We start from the raw sequence: 17,443 nt of genomic DNA on the forward strand, positions 1-17,443 counted from the left end.
GGTTCGCGATGAGGTGATATGTCCAACATTCTGGTGGTCAACTCGACCCGTTCGGAGACGCGCGTGGCGCTGATCGAGGACGGGCTGTTGAGCGAAATCTACATGGAACGCCGCCGCGACCGGGGCGTGGCCGGCAACATCTACAAAGGTAAGGTGTTGCGCGTGCTGCCCGGGATGCAGGCGGCGTTTGTGGACGTGGCCCAGGAGAAGGCCGGGTTCTTACATGTGAGCGATTTCTACAACTTTGAGAAAGACATCAACCTGCTGGAAGAGGACGGCGACCAGTGGCCGCCGCCTTCCCGGGGCAAGATCAGCCGCAAGATCAACATCTCCGACTGCATCAAGGAGGGGCAGGAGGTCCTGGTGCAGGTGGCCAAGGAGCCGATGGGCACCAAGGGCGCGCGCCTGACCGGGCATATCTCGTTGCCGGGGCGCTACGTGGTGTTCATGCCCACGGTCTCGCATGTGGGCATCAGCCGCCGCATCGAGTCGGAGAAGGAGCGCAAGCGCCTGCGCAAGCTCGTCGAAGAGAACCGACCGCCGGGCACCGGGTTTATCGTGCGTACCGTCAGCGAGGGCATCAGCGAGGATAAGCTGGTGCGGGATATGCAGCTGCTGGTCAAGCTGTGGACCGACATCCTGGACAAGTCCAATCAGGTTAAGGCGCCCTACCTGCTCAACGAGGAGCCCGACCTCTTGCTGCGCGCCGCGCGCGACCTCTTTACCACCGATGTGGGCAAGCTCATCGTCGACGATGAAGAGGCCTACAAGCGGGTGAGCGGGTTTACGAAGCACTACATGCCTTCGTTTGCCGATAATATTGAGATGTACACCGCCGATGAGCCCATCTTCGATGCCTACGGCATTGAGGTCGAGATCGACCGGGCGCTCGCGCGGGAAGTGCCGCTTCCCAGCGGGGGAAGCCTGGTCTTTGATAAGACCGAGGCGCTGACCGCCGTGGATGTGAACACCGGCAAATTTGTGGGTTCCGGCAGCGATCTCGAAGAGACGATTTTGCGCACCAACCTGGAGGCGGCCGAAGAGGTCGTCTACCAGCTGCGTCTGCGCAACATCGGTGGGATCATCATCATCGATTTCATCGATATGGAAGATGCCCGCAACCGGGAGCGGGTCTATCGCACGCTGGAGGCCGCGCTTAAAAAAGACCGCGTGACCACCAACTCGCTGGCCATCTCGGAGTTCGGGCTGGTGGAGATGACCCGCAAACGCGTGCGTGAGTCGCTGGTCCAGTACATGTGCGACCCCTGCGAGCGCTGCAAGGGGCTGGGGCATGTGAAGTCGCCGGAGACGGTCAGCGCTGAGATCGTGCGCGAGATTCGGCGAGAGGCCCGCACCTTTAGCCATAAAGACATCTATGTGGAGGCCAACGCCGACGTGGTCTCCTACATGCTCAGCGCCGAGCGCAAGACGGTGCAGGATCTGGAAAAGACGTTTGGCAAGACGATTCACCTGCGCGGTCAGCGCGATAAACATCCGGAGAACTTCGAGATCGCCGACGCGAAGTAAGTTCTCCTCATTGGAGCGGCAGCTCGCCGCATCCAGGACCTGCGCACGTCCCGGGAGCCCCAGGTGGGCTTTCGGGGCGTGTTTTTTGTGTCGGGTCATCGCCGGCGTGGTCAGTCCGGGGCCGGTTCTGGTATATCGAAGGACATCAAAAGCGGTGTGAGTCATTCAGGCCACCAACTCGAGGGAGAGCATGGCGCGCTATATCTGTGCGATCGATCAGGGCACCACGGGCACGACGGTCATTATTCTCGATGATCGGCTCAAAGTGGTGGGGCAGGTGAATGAAGAGTTTGAGCAGATCTTTCCGAAGCCCTCGTGGGTGGAGCACGACCCGGAGGCGATCTGGAACTCGACCCGGAGCACGATCCGACGGGCAGTGGCCCAGGCCGGCATCAAGCCCGAGGAGATCGCGGCGGTGGGCATCACCAACCAGCGCGAAACCACCGTGGTCTGGGATGCGCGCACCGGGGAGGCCATTCATAACGCCATTGTCTGGCAGGATCGGCGCACCCGCGGGCGCATCCAGCAGCTGGCCGACGATGGTCATGAGCCGATGGTTCGCGAGCGCACCGGGCTGATTCTCGACCCCTACTTCTCGGGCACCAAGATCGAGTGGATCCTCGACCACGTGCCGGGCGCGCGTCGGCGTGCCGAGCAAGGGGAGCTGCGCTTTGGCACGATCGACAGCTTCCTGCTCTGGCGCCTCACCGGGGGTAAGGTGCACGCCAGCGACGTGTCCAACGCCTCGCGTACCCTGCTGATGAACCTGCACACCGGGGAGTGGGATCCGGAGCTTCTGGAGCTCTTTCGGGTACCCGAGTCGATGTTGCCGACCATCGTGGGCAACGCCGAGGTCCTGGGCGAAGTGCAGGGAATCGAAGGGCTGGCCGATGGGACCCCGATCTGCGGGATGGCCGGCGACCAGCAAGCGGCGCTCTTCGGTCAGGTCTGCTACTCGCCGGGCGAGGCCAAGTGTACCTATGGGACCGGGGCGTTTTTGTTGATGAACACCGGGGATACGCCGGTGATGAGTCGGCATCGGCTGCTCTCGACGGCGGCCTGGAAGATCGACCAGAAGATGACCTACGCGCTGGAGGGAAGCGCCTTTATCGCCGGGGCCCTGGTGCAGTGGCTGCGCGATGGGCTGGGCTTCTTTAAGACTGCCGCCGAGATCGAGGAGCTTGCCGGGCAGGTCGAGTCCAGCGAGGGCGTGGTGCTGATCCCGAGCCTGGCCGGGCTGGGCGCGCCCTACTGGAACCCCGGGGCTCGCGGTGTGTTGTGGGGGCTGACCCGTGGGACCACGCGCGCGCATATCGCCCGGGCGGCGTTGGAGGCCATCGCGCTTCAAAACGTGGACTTGCTCAAGGCCATGGAGCAAGACCTGGGCGAAGAGCTCAAAGTGCTGCGGGTCGATGGTGGCGCCAGCGCCAACGATTTGTTGATGCAGATGCAGGCCGACTTCTTGAACCGCGAAATCGTGCGCCCACAGATGACCGACACCACGGCGCTGGGCGCCGCGCTTCTGGCCGGGCTGGGCGTGGGGCTCTTCAGTGGTTTCGACGAGATCCGGGAGACCTGGCGCGAGGCGAAACGCTTTAGCCCGGCGATGAGTCAGCAGCGCCGCAATCAACATCTGGAGTTGTGGGAAGAAGGCTTGAAGCGGGTGTAGTCGGGAGGCCGGCGACGCCCCCGGGAGTACGATGTTCGGAAGGGAGAGCAGTCCGGGAGGTCCACACGACACCACGTTGCGCCACCAGCTGGTGCGCAACCTGGTGCTCCTTACTCTGCTCACTGCCGGCGCGGTCGCGGCGGTGTTTCTGGTCGGGTCCTACCGGGCCGTCGAGGAGCTCTCGGAGCAGGCCATCGCGCAGGCGGTCACCCGAGCCGATGCCGAACTCGCCCGTTTCTTTGAGCCGGTGGCCACCCAGCTCGACGTGGTCGCCGACTGGGGCAGCTCCGGGGACCTGAGCCTGGAAGAGGGCAACCTGGAGGCGATGAACGCGCGCCTGGTGCCGGTGCTGCGTCGCCTGCCCCAGGTCACCTCACTGCTCTACGCCGACAATCAGGGGCGCGAGTACCTGCTGCTGGAGCAGGGCGAGGGCTGGGTAAACCGCCAGGTGGACCGCGCCCGCTGGGGCGAGCAGGTGCGCTGGACGCGCTGGGATGCCCGCGCTCAGGTAGTGGAGCGCTGGGAGGAGGCGCTGGACTACGACACCCGAAAGCGGCCCTGGTACGTCGGCGCGATGTCTGCGCCCCCGCGCCAGATTCAGTGGACCGAGCCCTACACCTTTTACACCACCGAAGAGCCGGGCATCACCGCCTCGCTGCGCTTTGCGTCGCCCGAAGGCCCGGCCCGGGTGGTGGCCCTGGATGTGAGGCTTACCGACATCTCGGCGTTCACCACCGGGGTGCGTCCGACTGAGCACGGCTTTGTGGCGGTGCTCGCCGGCGATGAGACCGTGATGGGACTGCCGGCCCGGGGGCGCTACGAAGCCCCGGAGGCCATTCGGGCCGACGTGCTCAAGTCGATCGATGCGCTGGGGTTGTGGCCGCTTGGCGAGGCGCTGCGAGCCTGGCGAGACGCCGGGAGCCGGGCGGAGCTGGTGGAGGTCGACACCGCTGGCGAGCGCTACTGGGCGGGGTTTCGGCCGGTCCGGCTGGGGCCGCGCGAGCTGACGATTGCCACGGTGGTGCCCCGCAGTGACTTCACCGCTGTGATCGAGCGTCAGCGCAACATCACCCTGGCGCTGACCCTACTGGCGCTGGGGCTGGCGGTGCTGGTGGGCGTGCGCACCTCCCGTTCGTACCGACGCCGCTTTGAGGCGATGGTCGACGCGGCCCGCCGGCTGGGGCAGTACACCCTGGAGCAGAAGATCGGGGAGGGCGGGGTGGGCACCGTGTACCGGGCGCATCACGCGATGTTGCAGCGCCCCACGGCGGTGAAGTTGCTGCGCCCCGAGCTCTACGACCGGGAGTCGGTGCGTCGTTTTGAGCGCGAGGTCCAGTTGACCTGCCGGCTGACCCACCCCAACACCATCACGATCTACGACTACGGGCGCACCACCGAGGGCGTGTTTTATTACGCGATGGAGTACCTGGAAGGTGTGACGTTGGCCGAGCTGAGCACGTACGCCGGTCCGCTGGATGAGGGGCGAGTGATCTTTTTGCTGCGGCAGATCTGCGGCGCCCTGCAGGAAGCGCACGAGGTGGGGTTGATTCACCGCGACATCAAGCCGGGCAACGTGGTGGTGGGGATGCGGGGCGGGCTCGGCGATTTTGTGAAGGTGCTCGACTTCGGGCTGGTCAAAGACATTCACGCCCCGAAGGAGGTGCAGCTTACCGGACGCGACATTCTGCAGGGCTCGCCGGGCTTTATGGCGCCGGAAGTGATTCTGGGGCAGGGGGCTGATGACGTGCGGGTGGATGTCTTCGCGCTGGGCGCGGTGGCCTACGTGCTCCTGACCGGGCGCAACCCCTACGAGGAGGACTCGCCGGTGAAACTGATGCTCAAGCAGGTCCAGGACGACCCGCCGCCGCTCTCGCAGGTGGGACGTGCCATCGACGCCGATCTCGAAGCTCTGGTGATGCGCGCGTTGAGTCGCAAGGTCGGTGAGCGGCCGCAGACCATGGCTGAGTTTCGCCAGGCGCTGGAGCGATGCGGGGCGGCCCAGGCCTGGGACGAGCATCGGGCGCGCCGGTGGTGGGAGGAGCATGGCGAGCGCCTGATGCCGGCGGGGGCGCCGGCCCCGGAGCCCGAGCGTCAGGGGCTGGCGCTGGAGGTCACCCTGGAGATGGCCACCCCGCGCCGCATCGCGGCGCCCGGCCCGGGGCGAGCCCGGGAGCCCGAGGAGGTCTGAGGCTCAGTCCTCGCTCTCCTCGTCGATGGGCACCAGCATCACGGTGGTGGGATGCTTGCGGGCCACGGCGCCGGCGACCGAGCCCAGGGCGCGGTCCTGGAGCGCGGAGCGCGAGCGTTTGGCCAGCACCACAAGGTCGATGGCGTTGTGTTCGCAGAAGTGAATCAGGGTGGGGGCCGCGCGCCCCGAGAAGACGTGGGCCTCGACCTTGAGCCCGGCGTAGAGCGCCTGGACCTGGGCGCAGAGCGCGTTGAGGCTGTCCCGGGTGCGGGCGCTCAACTCCTCCATGTCGCGAGGCGCCAGGTAATTGACCAGGCCGGTGTTGAGGGTGGGCGTGGGGTGGTCTTGCAGGACGTGGACCAGCTCCAGCGTTCCCTCGTTGAGGTGGGCCAGCTGCGCGGCGCTGAAGAGCGCGGACTGGGAGCCCGGGAAGAAGTCGACGGCCACCGCCATGCGCGGGTGATCCGGGAGGCTCTGGTGATCGGGTTTGACCAGCACGGTGCGGGTCGGGGCGCGGTGGGCGAGTTTGAGCGAGGTGGAGCCGAGCAACGCGCGGCCGAAGGCGCCGGCGCCGCTGGTGCCGGTGATCAACCAGTCGACCGGGTTCTGCTTGCAGTACTCGGTGATCTCGCGTGAGGGGTTGCCCTCGCGGACGACGATGTCGACGTCCGCGGTGTCGTCGTCGACCCCTTTGAGCCAGTCTCGCACCTCGTGGGTGGTCTGGTAGTTGAGGCCGGGCATGTCGGTGACCTGGGCCTCCCCTTTCATGGCGTGCCAGGAGGGCTCCGAGACGTAGAGCGCGCGGAGCGTGGCCTGATGGTCGGCCTGATGAATGCGGTCTCGAAGTGCGAGCGCCCAGCGCGCGGCGCCTTCGGCTTCGAGGGAGAGGTCGGTGGCCAGAAGAATGTTCATGGGAGGCCTCGGCTGGGGGACTCGGATCGGCACAGGGTGCGTCGGGCCCGCACGCTCCGGGGCGTTGATCGGGTGGCGAGCCGGGCATGGCACTCCAAAAGGTGCGCACCATGGGAGTTGTCCCAAGCCGGGGCGGGGCGCGCCCCGGGGTGCCGCGCGAGTTCGCCGGCGCCTCAAAGCGCCCGAGGGCCGGAGGAGACTCCGGCCCTCAGAGCCCCCCCGGGCGCCGGGCGCCCCGGGGGTGTTGCGGGTTTTGCGCCCGGGGGCGCCCTCAATCTCTCCCGAACACGCCCTCAATCTCTCCCGAACACGCAGGGGCCTCCCTGGCAGACGTCGATGATCTCGCCGGTGCGCCAGAAGTGGACCATCTGCTCCTGGTGCTCGGTCAAGCGCCGAGGCAGCGTGTGGGGGTCGCCCAGCTCGTCTTCGGGAGGCTGCGGGCCCGGGGCCGGCCAGGGGTTGCCGAAATCGTAGAGCACCACGCCGGAGCCCGCCCGGGGATACTCGGCGGTGGGCACTCCCCAGGGCTCACGCTCACTGTCGTAGGGGCGCATCAGGGGAATCCCGATGTCGGTGCGAGCGGCGATCTCGTTGGTGACCACGGCCACCTGGTAGTCGCCTTTGGCCGGGGCAAAGAGCGCGCGCTTGTCGCCGGGATAGAAGGGCTCCTGGTCGATGTGGCGCAGGTAGCTGATGGGATCGACGCTGTCCCAGAGCAGCTGGATGGCCGCGATGGCCAGCTCCTGGTCCACGCGATCGGGGTAGCCCAGCTTTAAGAAGGTGAAGTAGGTGGCAAAGTTCGCCGAGCGCTCCAGGAGCATGGCGTAGTTGGCGCCGGGCACGCCCAGGTGGGCGCGCTCCACGTCGGGGGTCAGCGCCAGAAAGCTCACCCCGTAGATCCCGCCCTGGCTGATGCCCATGTAGTAGAGCTCCTCGGGGTTGACCTGGAGATTGTAGTCGGCCAGCTCGGCGATCTCGGTGAGCCCGTCGCGCATCGCCCGGGTGAGCACGGCGTAGTCGACCAGGCCCTGGTGCATCCGATCGACGAGCTCTTCAAAGTAGGTGGCGTGTTGCAGGGCATAGCCGGCCAGGGGGATATCGCGCTGGGAGAAGCCGGCGAAGGTGGTGGCAAAAAAGATCAGGTGCTTCTCGTGGGCAATTTTGGCCACGTGATTGGAGCCGTAGGTCACCTCTTCGCCGCTGCCGAGCATGCCGTGGCCGTACTTGACCAGCCCGTGGGGCGTGCCATCGAGGGCGGAGTGGGGGATGCGCAGCCAGAAGGTCGATTGATGGGTGCCCTGCTGCGAGATGGTGCCATCGTCGTTGCGGTTGAGCAGGTAGCCCTCGGCCGGGGCGCGCTCCGAGCGCGTCACGAAGCTGGGGACGGTGAAGGTGCCCAGGATGTCGAGCGCGATGTGGGGGTGCTCCTCCGGGGTGTTGACGGTGAGGATGTCGATGGTGAATTCGACCGGCGTCTCTTCGATGGCGTGGAGCGCGTCGCTCACCATGGAGCGGGCCGGGCCGTGGAGGGCCTGGGAGCTGGAGGTGTGGAAGTCCCAGGCCAGGGTGAGCTCCTCGGGGGCCACGCCCTGGTCTTGGAGCAGGGCGAAGATCTCGTCGAAGCGCTCCTGACGCCAGGCCAGCTCCGGATCGTCGGCGGCCTGGCCGCTGCGGTAGGCCTCAAACGCCGCCGAGGGCGCGATGGGCTGGCCCCCGGTGGTGGTGAGGTTGCGCATGGCCACGATGTAGCGGCTGTCGAGCTCCAGGATCACCGCCGGCCGGATGTAGAGGACCTGCTTGTCACTGGAGGGCGCCTGGGAGTCGAGCTCGGCCCAGTAGGGTACGTGCTCCACGCCCTGGTCGGCGACGCGCAGCAAGAAGATCTGGCGATCCTCATCCTCGAGGGAGCGCTCAATGGAGTCTTCGCCGGCCATCTGCGAGACGTCGATGTCGGGGAAGAGGGTGATGATCGGGGAGCCCGGCCCGTAGCCGTCGAGGCGGCGGTAGGCGTCGGGGGCGATATGGTCCTGGCGGCTTTTGGGGAGGCTGGAATCGCCGAAGTCCAGCGCGTAGCCGGTCTGTTGAGCGGCGTCCTCTTTGAGGTAGAGGTTCGAGGGCCAGGGGAGCGCGCAGTACGAGGGCATCAAGGCGTCGCAGTCGGTGGTGCGCGCGGTGGGCAGGGGGCCGACGTCGGCCTCGGCGTCGGCGTCGAGCGTGCCGCCATCCGGGGTTTCGGTGGCGTCGGGCTCCGAGCAGGCGACGCCCAGCATCAGGAGCGCCAGGGGGATAAGGGCAGGGGTACGGGGCATGGGGCTCCTCCGGGGAGACAAAAAGGCCGGGAGGGCGCCTCTACGGGATAAGGGGCGCCTTCAGGGATCGGGCTCTGTGGTCGCTTCGCGCAGAATGATGCCGCGAAAGTCCCCCTGAAGAAAGGGCGAGTTGGGGGGGCGCGCCTCAGCCGTCGGCGGCGGGCGGGGTGTCGCCGGGCTCGGCGTTGCGGGTCTTGAGCAGGGCCAGCGCGATGCCGCCCCCCGAGAGCCCGAGCATGACCAGGAGCAAGAGCAAGAAGGTCCCCCAGGAGCTTCCCTCCTCGGCGCTGGCGAGGTCGCGCAGCTCCAGGTCCAGGGTGCTCAGGCAGCGCTCAATCGGGGTGTTCCAGGCGTGGTACTGCGGCGCGCCGCCCTCCCCGGTGGGCAGCTCCTGGTAGGCGTGTTCCATGCAGGCGCGGAGTCGGTCTTGGAGGCGCTGATGGGTGGGCTTTGAGATCTCGGCCTCGGCCAGAGCCTGATCGATGAGCTCGGCGCGGCGCTCCCTGTAGTGGTCCAGGCGCTGGCTGGCGGCGGTGGCCTCGCGGAAGAAGTCGGCCCGCTGCTTCAGGGTTTTAAAGGCCGCGTCGTCCAGGGGCTGCTCTCCCCGGGTGCAGGCCTGGAGCGCCTGGTGGCGGCGGGCCTCCCAGGATTCGAGGACCGGGCCGGCCGGGTGCTCGGCGGGCAGGCGCTCTACAAGGGGCGCAAAGGTGCTGGCCGCGGGCATGTCGTCGAGGGTCTGGCACTGCGTGTTGGTCGCGGCGGTGGCCAGCGCCGGGGCGCTCAGCAGGAGCGCGGCGCTCAGGGTCAGCGCGAAGGTTCGAGGGGAGAGGAGCGAAAGGTGGGGCATCGGAGCGACTCCGGGGGAGAATGGCCGGGGCGGGCAAACGCGCCCAACCTGCCACGAAGCGAGCCCCGGGGCCAGCCGCGCCACCAGGCCGCTCAAGGCCCCTGCACTGGCCGCCGATTCCCGGGATCGGCTTCTTTGACAAGAGGTTAGGTGAGTGGCGGACCCCCGGCAGGGGGCTTGACTTTTGGGCGGCTCAAAGCACTCTGAGCGCCTTGTTGACGGACGACCCAGAGACTCTCTGGCAAGCGGAGTAAGCGATGCGAGACAAGATGTGGTGGATGGCCCTTCTCTGTGGTGGGGCCCTGTGGGCCGGTGGCTGTGGTACGGACACCGTGGCCGAGGGGACCGACTCCGATGTGAATGCTCCTGATACCGACACCACCGACGGGGGCCCGGAAGACGCCGCGGATCTGGGGGACCTCGATGCTGATGCCCCCGATGTGGATGGGGAGGATGCCGACGGGGGCGCTGAACCCGACGCCGACGCCGAGGTCGATGCCGACGCCGACCCCGACGCCGGGGAGGAGCCCTGGCCCTGCCCGTCGGGGCATCGCGTGAACAAAGAGAGCGGGGAGTGCGAGAGCGTGCCCACGTTGCTCGTGTTCACCCAGGATCTGCAGTCCTATGTGGGGGAGGAGCTGAGCTCGGAGATGCGCGGGGTGCTGGTGTGCTCCAGCTTCAGCGAGAGCGCCGGGCGCCTGCCCCGGGAGACGGTCGACGAGGGGGAGCGTTGTCGGGTGTACGGGGAGTACTGGAGCGAGGTGCCCGAGACCACGTATTACGACGCCGGACCGATCACGCTCTTCGGGCTCAACGGCATGAATCCGGCGGCGTTTACGGCGCCGAGCGGTCAGGGCTCCTGCTATCACCCGCCCCAGGGGCTGGGCGGGCAGTTCCTCTTTGATCAGGGGGCCGAGCTGCGGGTGATGTCGCCGGGGAGCGAGGGGGAGTTTGCGTTCCCGGGCTTTGACCGCACGATGCAGACGCTGGTGGCCGATGATTTTGAGCACGACGCGCTGGTGCCTGGCGAGGATCTACAGGTGCGCTGGACGCCGGCGGAGGGCGCCTCGGTGGTGCGCATCGACGTGGACGCCCGCGGCAGCGATGGCACCCACCGCACGATCATCTGTGAGGTGCGCAACACCGGGAGCTACACCATTCCGGCGGCGCTGACCGGCTACCTTCCGCAGGAGCGCTCCAGCGAGTTCCTGATGGTGGAGCAGTCGCATACCGAGCGCATTGAGCCCGAAGACTCCGAGGTGCTGATCATGCTCTCGAACACCGCCTCCACGCGGAAGCGCTGAGCATTCTGGACGTCCAGAAGTGGAGGTAAGGGGCTCAAGTGGTGTTTCTGGACGTCCAGAAGTGTAGGTAAGGGGCTCAAGTGGGTGTTCTGGATGTCCAGAAGTGTAGGTAAGGGGCTCAAGTGGGTGTTCTGGATGTCCAGAAGGGTAGGTAAGGGGCTCAAGTGGGGTTTCTGCCGACGACAGAGCGGGCGGTCGAAGGCTCAAGTGGGTGTTCTGGACGTCCAGAAGTGCTGGTAAGGGGCTCAAGTGGGTGTTCTGGACGTCCAGAAGTGCTGGTAAGGGGCTCAAGTGGGGTTTCTGCAGACGAGAGAGTGGGCGGTCGAAGGCTTAAGTGGGTGTTCTGGACGTCCAGAAGTGCTGGTAAGGGGCTCAAGTGGGGTTTCTGCAGACGAGAGAGTGGGCGGTCGAAGGCTTAAGTGGGTGTTCTGGACGTCCAGAAGTGGAGGTAAGGGGCTCAAGTTGGCGGTGGGGTGGCGAGGGGCTCGCCCAAAAAAACGCGTCCAGCGCTTAAGCGCGGACGCGTTTTTTTAGTTCACCCCCGCTTAAGCGCGGGGCGCGCGATCACTGGAAGCGCGCGCCATGGCAGGTGGTGGGTTCTTCGGCAGGATTCACCTCCAGGGTGAACGTTTCCTCGCCATGGATCACGGTGTACTCGCCGGCCTCCAGCGCGGGGATCGCGCAGCGGGCCTGGAGCTGGCCGCAGTCCTCGGTGCATGCGCGGTCGGTGACGCTGTAGTCGAGGAAGGAGGCCTCGGAGCTCAGGGTGATGGTCGTGCCCTCGACGCTGGCGGTGCAGCTGGCCTCGGGGTTGAGCGAGCAGCTCGACGAGAGGCAGATCGGGATCGTGACGCTGATCGAGGGGATCTCGATGGCGCTGGTGTTCTGCGCGTCTTCGGCCAGGTGCAGGCAGACCTGGCCCTGGTTCTCGTAGCGGACGTCTTCGGGGGAGGCGTCGTCGTTGCCACAGGCCGCGGCCATCAGGGGGAGGGAGAGCAGGGCAAGAAGGGTCGTGGAAAGGGGGCGCATCGTGAACTCCTAAATCAGCATGGTTCAGAAAAGTGGGGAGCGGACTCAGAAAGATGAGGGGAGCCGGGCTCAGTCGGCCGTGGGCTCCAGGCAGCCCACGGGCTCGGAGGGGATCGCAAAGGTGTAGGTGTGTTCGCCGTGGATCAGGGTGTACTGACCGGCTGCGAGCGCGGGGAGCTCGCATTCGGCGAAGAGCAGACCGCAGTCGGCGGTGCAGCTTCCCAGGGGTTGGCTGGTGTCCAGGTAGGAGGCGTGGGAACTCAGGGTGATGGTGTGGTCCTCAAGGCTAAGTTCGCAGGATGTCACGGGGGCGCTGGTGCAACTGGAGGAGAGGCAGACCGGCAATTCCACCCGCACGCTTAAGGGGGCCCCCTCCTGGAGGGGGGCGTCGTCGGCCTGGAGGCTGCGGTTGAGGCAGACCTCCCCCTCGTCCTCGTAGGACACCAGGGTGGGTTCAGACTCGCCACAGGCGATGAGCAGGGCCAGGCTCAGGGGTAAGAGGGGCCAGACACGAGGGTATGCGTTCATCGAAATCCTCCAAGAGATGGGAGCAGAGCATTCATAGATCAGGGGCGCCGGGCGCCCGGGATTTTATGGATAGAGCAAGGCATATGCCAGGGGCCGGAGAAGGGCACAAAAAAAGCCCGCGACCTGGAGAAGGTCGCGGGCTTTTCAAGGGGAGCCGGAGCGGGAGTGCGTTGACGCTCAGGCGGTCTTGGGCTTGAGGAACTTATCGGCGAAGAGGATGCCCACCAGCATGGCCGGCACAAAGATCAGGGCCGAGGTAAGCCCGCTGGAAGCGGTGGTCAGGGCCGGGCCGGGGCAGAAGCCGCCCAGACCCCAGCCGATGCCGAAGAGGGCGCCGCCGATGACCAGGCGCTTGTCGATGTCTTTGCGCGTGGGCAGGTAGAAGCGCGGCGCAAAGAGGGGACGGTGGCGCTTGGAGATCAGGGGGTAGCTGATGGTGTAGACCAGCACCGCGCCGCCCATGACGAAGGCCAGGGAGGGGTCCCAGTTTCCAAAGACATCCAGGAAGCCCAGGACTTTTTCGGGGCGCGTCATCTGCGAGACGCCCAGACCGATGGCAAAGAGGAGCCCGGAGAGGGCGATAGCGATATGGCGAATCATCCGAAAGCTCCAACGGCTAAGGTACGGGTGATGAAGACGGTGATCATGGCCGCCGTCATAAACGAGAGGGTGGCGACCAGGGAGCGGGCCGAGAAGCGGGAGAGCCCGCAGACGCCGTGCCCGCTGGTGCAGCCGTTACCCACCCGGGTGCCGATGCCGACGATGAGGCCGGCGGGGATGAGCCAGGCGGCGCTGAGTTCTACGCCGGTGGTGACGAGGTCGGGGGCGACAAAGCGAAGCAGGATGCCGCCGCCGACCATGCCGGCGACAAAGAAGGCCTGCCAGGGAAGGGGACCGAGTTTATCGGAACCGCCTTTGAAGAGTCCGGCGACGATGCCGCTGATGCCGGCGATGCGTCCTTCGGTGGCCAGAAGCAGGGTGGCCGCCAGGCCGATAATAATGCCGCCCAGGGCGGCGCTCACGGGTGTGAATTCGACAAGCATGGGATTAGACCTCCTCGAGGGTCAGGTCGGCGTCGGGGGTGGAGGCCGGACGGAAGACGTTAACCGGGATGCGCAGGTAACGCTTTTCGTTGGCCTCGGGCTGGGGAAGGGAGCCGGCGTCGATGTTGACCTGCAGGCTCTGCAAGAGGAGCTTGGGCGCGGCCAGGGTCTTATCGCGTCCGTCGCGCATCTCGACGAACTCTTTTTCGCTGCGACCCTGGGGAAGCTGCACGTTGCTCGCTTTTTGTTCGGCGATGGTGGTCATGAAGGCCACGTCGCGGCCGCCGGGCTGGTAATCATGTCCGACAAAGACGCGGGTCTCATCGGGGAGGCTGTAGAGCTTGTTGGTGATGGAGTCGTACATCGCCTGGCTGGAGCCTCCGGGGAAGTCGCAGCGTCCGGTGCCAAAGTCGGGCATGAAGATGGTGTCGCCGGTGAAGACGGCGTCGTCGATGTGGAAGGTGGAGCAGGCCGGGGTGTGTCCCGGGGTGTAGATCGTCTCGATTTTGATGGAGCCGGCCTCCAGCACTTCGCCCTCTTCGAGGAGGAGATCAAACTGGCTGCCATCGGTGGGAAAGCTCTCCGGCAGGTTGTAGACCTGCTTAAAGATCGTCTGAACCTCGGTGATGCGGGCGCCGATGGCCAGGCGAGCCTTGGGATAGTGAACCTTGACGTGCTGGGCCCCGGAGAGGTGGTCGGCGTGGGCGTGAGTTTCCAGGATGTAGTGCAGGTTGAGCTTGTGCTCCTTGAGGAAATTCACGGCGCGGTCGGCCGACTCAGTCCACATGGCCGAGGCGTGCGGTTCGTAGTCGAGGACCGGATCGATGAGCACCGCGTCGCGGGTCTGGGGATCGTAGACGACGTAGGTCAGGGTGTAGGTGCGGGCATCGTAGAAGGGCTGAATTTTGAGGTTCGTGCTCATGGGATGTCCTCCGAGTTAGAAACAGGGTTCGCCGGCACTATCAGGCGATTTCGCAGGGTAGGATTGCTAGAGCCGTGCCAACGTTTCGAAAAAGTTGTCTGAGCCCGTAAAATGGGGGGGAAACGCGATTCTCTTCGTTTCGGGAAGGGGGGCGAGACGGTTTTTTGTTCCACTATTGTTTCGAAATTGTTTAAATGTTGAAACGAAACGCAATGCAACGGCTGCAACAGGGCTGAAACCAGGCGGAGACATCTTATGATCCGAAGACCACAGCGGCGAGGGCAGAACTTTCACGGGATGATCAGCGGAGCGCCGCAGATGGAGGCGCTCTTTCGGCTCCTGGAGCGGGTGGCGCGGGCCAACGTGAGCGTGCTGGTGCGGGGGGAGACCGGGACGGGCAAGGAGTTGGTGGCCCGGGCGATTCACGAGTTATCGCCGCGTCAAAAGAACGCGTTTCGGGCGGTGAACTGCGCCAGTTTTAGCTCGGAGCTGCTGGCCAGCGAGCTCTTCGGGCATGTGCGCGGGGCGTTTACCGGGGCGGTACGGGATCGGCGCGGGTTGTTTGCTCTGGCCGACGGGGGGAGCGTGTTTCTCGACGAGATCGCCGAGATTCCGCTGGAGGTGCAGGCGCGGCTGTTGCGGGTGCTTCAGGAGCAGCGCTTTGTGCCGGTGGGGGGCACCGACGCGGTGAAGGTGGACGTGCGGCTGATCTCGGCGACCAATAAGGCGTTGCGCCGCGAGGTGGAGGAGGGGCGCTTTCGGGAGGATTTGATGTATCGGGTGCGGGTGGTGCCGATTTTTTTGCCGCCCTTGGTCGAGCGTCAGGGGGATGTGGAGCTTCTGGTGTGGCATTTTATCGAGAAGTTCAACGAGCGAGCGGGGATGCCGCGGCGCATTGAGGCGATCAGCGCGGAGGCCTACCAGGCGTTGTTGGGCTACGCGTGGCCGGGGAACATCCGGGAGCTTCGCAACGTGATTGAGTACGCCTTTGTGGTCGGCGAGGGGGAGGCGCTGGCCTATGAAGACCTGCCTCCGGAGCTGCGGGGGGAGGGGCCGCGGGCCGGACGGGGAGAGCGGGAGGAGGAGGGCAATGGCGAGCGAAGCGAGCGGCAGCGGATCGTGGCGGCGTTGCGGGCCGCCGGAGGCAGCCGGGAAGACGCGGCCGAGGCGCTGGGCATCAGCCGCACCACGCTCTGGAGGCGGATGAAGGAGTTTGGCGTGGAGGGGTGAGCCGGCAAGGGCTTTAGAGATCGCTGGGCTCTTCGAACTCGGGTTCGACGATGGTGTCGTCGGGGGTGTTTTCTTCCTGGGGCTGGCCCCAGGGGTCGTAGAAGCGGCGTCGTTTGGGAGGGGAGGGCTGCTCGGCGGCCTGTTGGGTGGCGGGGCGCTCGGAGGCGGTGGCGGCGCAGCCGCCGAGGGCCGAGCTGGCCAGGGCCAGAGCGAGGGTCAGCGTCAGGGAGAGGGGGAGGCGGCCGGGGAGGGCGAGCCGGGAGCGGGGGGAGGGGGACATCAGCGGGCCTGCGGGTTAGGTCTTGGGGGCTCAGTTCAAAGCGGAGCGCGGGGGAGCTCCAGGGGTTCGACTTCGATGGGGGTGTCTTCTTCGGGTTCGGGGGGCTGCTCGGCGGGGTCTGGCTCCACGTCGGGTTCCTGGTGGCCCTCCCAGGGGTCTGTGTAGGGCGGGGGAGGGGCCGGTGGGCGATCGGCCCGGGAGGAGGAGGCGCAGCCGCCGGGGGCGACCAGAGTGAGAAGCAAAAGTGTGGCGAGTGTATTTCGCATGATCGAGCTCCGGGGTAGCAACGCGCGGGGGTGGGCTAGAAAGGTTGGAGCCCCGGGGTCGATGACAAGCGTGGGGAGCCGGTGGCGCGGCGCTTACTCCTCGGTGGCGAGGTCGAGTTTACGGCAGACGATCTCGTGGTCGCCATGAATGCCGCAGACGCCTCCCATGGCCGCGCCTATGGCGCGGGTGGAGGAGAGGCCCGCAGCGAGCTGGAAGCTCGCTGTAGGCTCTACAGGAGCGTCTGGCGAGCCGCCGGCGCAGTAGACCCGGGCTTCGATGTCGCGAAAGCAGGTGATGGCGCCGGAGGTGGCGAGCTCGGCCAGCCCGAAGGCGCCGGGGACCGGGGAGGGCTCGGCGCGGGTGAGGCGGTCGCCTAAGCCGAGCTGACCGAAGCTGTTGTCGCCCCAGCAGACCAGGGCGCGCTGGGCCCCGGTGGCCGCGCAGGTGTGGTAGCCGGCGGCGGCCAGCGCGTGGGCGGGTTCGGAGAGGGGGAGCTCGGTGGGGGCGCTGACCAGATTCGGGCTCTGCGGGCCGAGCCCCAGGGCGTGGTGGCGGTTATGACCCCAGCAATGGATGGCGCCCCGGTTCGTGAGCGCGCAGGTGTGCTCCAGCCCGGCGCTGAGGGCGCGAACGTCGGTGAGGCCGGGGACCGCGGTCGGGGTCGGATCGGGCAAGGAGGGTTGGCCCCGGCCGAGCTGTCCGCGGCGGTTTTCGCCCCAGCAGTAGACCTGCGCGTCGGTGGTCAGGGCGCAGGCGTGGTAGGCGCCCAGGGTCACCTGCGTGACGGGCGGGAGGCCCTGGATTTTGAGGGGCAAGGGGCTGTGATCCTGCTCAACGCCGGGGCCCAGCAGCGAGCTCTCGTTGCCGCCCCAGCACCAGAGGGCGCCCTCTTCTTCCCAGGCGCAGGTGGCGTGGAGGGGGGAGAGGGCCACGCCCACCACGTGGTTGAGGCCCTCGACCGGGCGGAGTTCGCCGCGGGTTTGGGTGGTGTTGTCGCCGAGCTGTCCGGCGTCGTTGGCGCCGGCGCACCAGAGCTGGCCGTCGTCGGCCAGGGCGCAGGCGTGGTGGGTGCTCATCAGAAAGGAGGCGGTGGCCGCGCGGGCTGCTTCGGGAGGCGCGGCGGGAGGTTGGGGAGCGCGCTCGCAGGCGCAGAGCGTGGCCAGGCCGAGCATCAGGGCGCTCAGGGGCCTGGCGAGGTGGAGGAGGTGGGCGGCCGGGGGCTGGGAAGGCGTCATCGCCGGGATCCTGAGGAGGGGTTGCCGGGTGGGAGGGCGGCGGTCGGGCGTGGGAGGGGGATGCTAGCACGGAAGGAAGGGACGGGCGTAGTGGGGCGTGGCGCTCCGGAGAGGTCAGATGCTCCAGGCGCTCGGGTTCTGCACGAGGGGGAA

At 66.8% G+C, this 17,443-nt stretch carries 16 protein-coding genes; 5 read left to right on the top strand and 11 right to left on the bottom strand.

Annotated features, from left to right (window positions below):
- The first annotated feature begins 18 nt into the window (after positions 1 to 18).
- The 3 genes from DL240_RS07330 to DL240_RS07340 all read left to right on the top strand — a co-directional run bounded on the left by DL240_RS07330 (position 19) and on the right by DL240_RS07340 (position 5,384).
- Entirely contained in the window at positions 19 to 1,527 is a 1,509-nt protein-coding gene (locus DL240_RS07330; RefSeq protein WP_111729209.1) for an Rne/Rng family ribonuclease, read from the top strand.
- A 190-nt stretch (positions 1,528 to 1,717) separates the two neighbouring features.
- Positions 1,718 to 3,196: a glycerol kinase GlpK gene (gene glpK / locus DL240_RS07335; RefSeq protein WP_111729210.1), complete on the top strand. Its 1,479-nt coding sequence runs from the start codon at positions 1,718 to 1,720 to the stop codon at positions 3,194 to 3,196.
- Positions 3,197 to 3,227: 31 nt separating this feature from the next.
- On the top strand, positions 3,228 to 5,384 hold the full coding sequence (locus tag DL240_RS07340) for a protein kinase domain-containing protein (protein ID WP_111729211.1): 2,157 nt from the start codon (positions 3,228 to 3,230) through the stop codon (positions 5,382 to 5,384).
- Between the two features lie 3 nt (positions 5,385 to 5,387).
- Here DL240_RS07340 and DL240_RS07345 read toward each other — a convergent pair whose 3' ends face one another.
- The 3 genes from DL240_RS07345 to DL240_RS07355 form a co-directional block, all read right to left on the bottom strand.
- Positions 5,388 to 6,296: a universal stress protein gene (locus DL240_RS07345; RefSeq protein WP_111729212.1), complete on the bottom strand. Its 909-nt coding sequence runs from the start codon at positions 6,294 to 6,296 to the stop codon at positions 5,388 to 5,390.
- Between the two features lie 293 nt (positions 6,297 to 6,589).
- Positions 6,590 to 8,605 (bottom strand): hypothetical protein, encoded by a 2,016-nt coding sequence (locus DL240_RS07350; protein ID WP_111729213.1) that lies wholly within the window; start codon positions 8,603 to 8,605, stop codon positions 6,590 to 6,592.
- A gap of 145 nt (positions 8,606 to 8,750) precedes the next feature.
- Positions 8,751 to 9,452 (bottom strand): hypothetical protein, encoded by a 702-nt coding sequence (locus DL240_RS07355; RefSeq protein ID WP_111729214.1) that lies wholly within the window; start codon positions 9,450 to 9,452, stop codon positions 8,751 to 8,753.
- Positions 9,453 to 9,709: 257 nt separating this feature from the next.
- Between DL240_RS07355 and DL240_RS07360 the strand changes: the two genes are divergently transcribed.
- Positions 9,710 to 10,756, top strand: coding sequence for a hypothetical protein (locus DL240_RS07360; RefSeq protein WP_111729215.1), 1,047 nt, complete (start codon positions 9,710 to 9,712; stop codon positions 10,754 to 10,756).
- A gap of 564 nt (positions 10,757 to 11,320) precedes the next feature.
- Here the strand turns inward: DL240_RS07360 and DL240_RS07365 are convergent.
- From DL240_RS07365 to DL240_RS07385, 5 genes are all read right to left on the bottom strand, one after another.
- Positions 11,321 to 11,785 carry a hypothetical protein gene (locus DL240_RS07365; RefSeq protein WP_111729216.1) on the bottom strand — a complete coding sequence of 155 codons (465 nt, stop codon included), beginning with the start codon at positions 11,783 to 11,785 and terminating at the stop codon, positions 11,321 to 11,323.
- A 69-nt stretch (positions 11,786 to 11,854) separates the two neighbouring features.
- Positions 11,855 to 12,313, bottom strand: a complete 459-nt coding sequence (locus tag DL240_RS07370; RefSeq protein ID WP_111729217.1) for a hypothetical protein — start codon at positions 12,311 to 12,313, stop codon at positions 11,855 to 11,857.
- A gap of 177 nt (positions 12,314 to 12,490) precedes the next feature.
- On the bottom strand, positions 12,491 to 12,913 hold the full coding sequence (locus DL240_RS07375; protein ID WP_111729218.1) for a YeeE/YedE family protein: 423 nt from the start codon (positions 12,911 to 12,913) through the stop codon (positions 12,491 to 12,493).
- Positions 12,910 to 13,356 carry a YeeE/YedE family protein gene (locus DL240_RS07380; RefSeq protein WP_111729219.1) on the bottom strand — a complete coding sequence of 149 codons (447 nt, stop codon included), beginning with the start codon at positions 13,354 to 13,356 and terminating at the stop codon, positions 12,910 to 12,912. Before DL240_RS07380 ends, DL240_RS07375 begins: the two co-directional genes overlap by 4 nt.
- Positions 13,357 to 13,360: 4 nt before the next feature.
- Positions 13,361 to 14,278 carry an MBL fold metallo-hydrolase gene (locus DL240_RS07385; protein ID WP_111729220.1) on the bottom strand — a complete coding sequence of 306 codons (918 nt, stop codon included), beginning with the start codon at positions 14,276 to 14,278 and terminating at the stop codon, positions 13,361 to 13,363.
- Between the two features lie 255 nt (positions 14,279 to 14,533).
- Here DL240_RS07385 and DL240_RS07390 point away from each other — a divergent pair, with 255 nt between their 5' ends.
- Complete coding sequence (locus DL240_RS07390; protein ID WP_111729221.1) at positions 14,534 to 15,508, top strand: sigma-54 interaction domain-containing protein; 975 nt, start codon at positions 14,534 to 14,536, stop codon at positions 15,506 to 15,508.
- Between the two features lie 13 nt (positions 15,509 to 15,521).
- Here DL240_RS07390 and DL240_RS07395 read toward each other — a convergent pair whose 3' ends face one another.
- From DL240_RS07395 to DL240_RS07405, 3 genes are all read right to left on the bottom strand, one after another.
- The gene (locus DL240_RS07395; RefSeq protein ID WP_111729222.1) at positions 15,522 to 15,788 is read right to left on the bottom strand and encodes a hypothetical protein; all 267 of its coding nucleotides are present in this window, start codon (positions 15,786 to 15,788) and stop codon (positions 15,522 to 15,524) included.
- 35 nt (positions 15,789 to 15,823) lie between these two features.
- On the bottom strand, positions 15,824 to 16,054 hold the full coding sequence (locus tag DL240_RS07400; RefSeq protein WP_111729223.1) for a hypothetical protein: 231 nt from the start codon (positions 16,052 to 16,054) through the stop codon (positions 15,824 to 15,826).
- Positions 16,055 to 16,147: 93 nt separating this feature from the next.
- Complete coding sequence (locus DL240_RS07405; RefSeq protein WP_111729224.1) at positions 16,148 to 17,290, bottom strand: RCC1 domain-containing protein; 1,143 nt, start codon at positions 17,288 to 17,290, stop codon at positions 16,148 to 16,150.
- Positions 17,291 to 17,443 lie beyond the last annotated feature (153 nt).

This window comes from Lujinxingia litoralis (genome assembly GCF_003260125.1).
GTDB classification, from domain to species: Bacteria; Myxococcota_A; Bradymonadia; order Bradymonadales; family Bradymonadaceae; genus Lujinxingia; species Lujinxingia litoralis.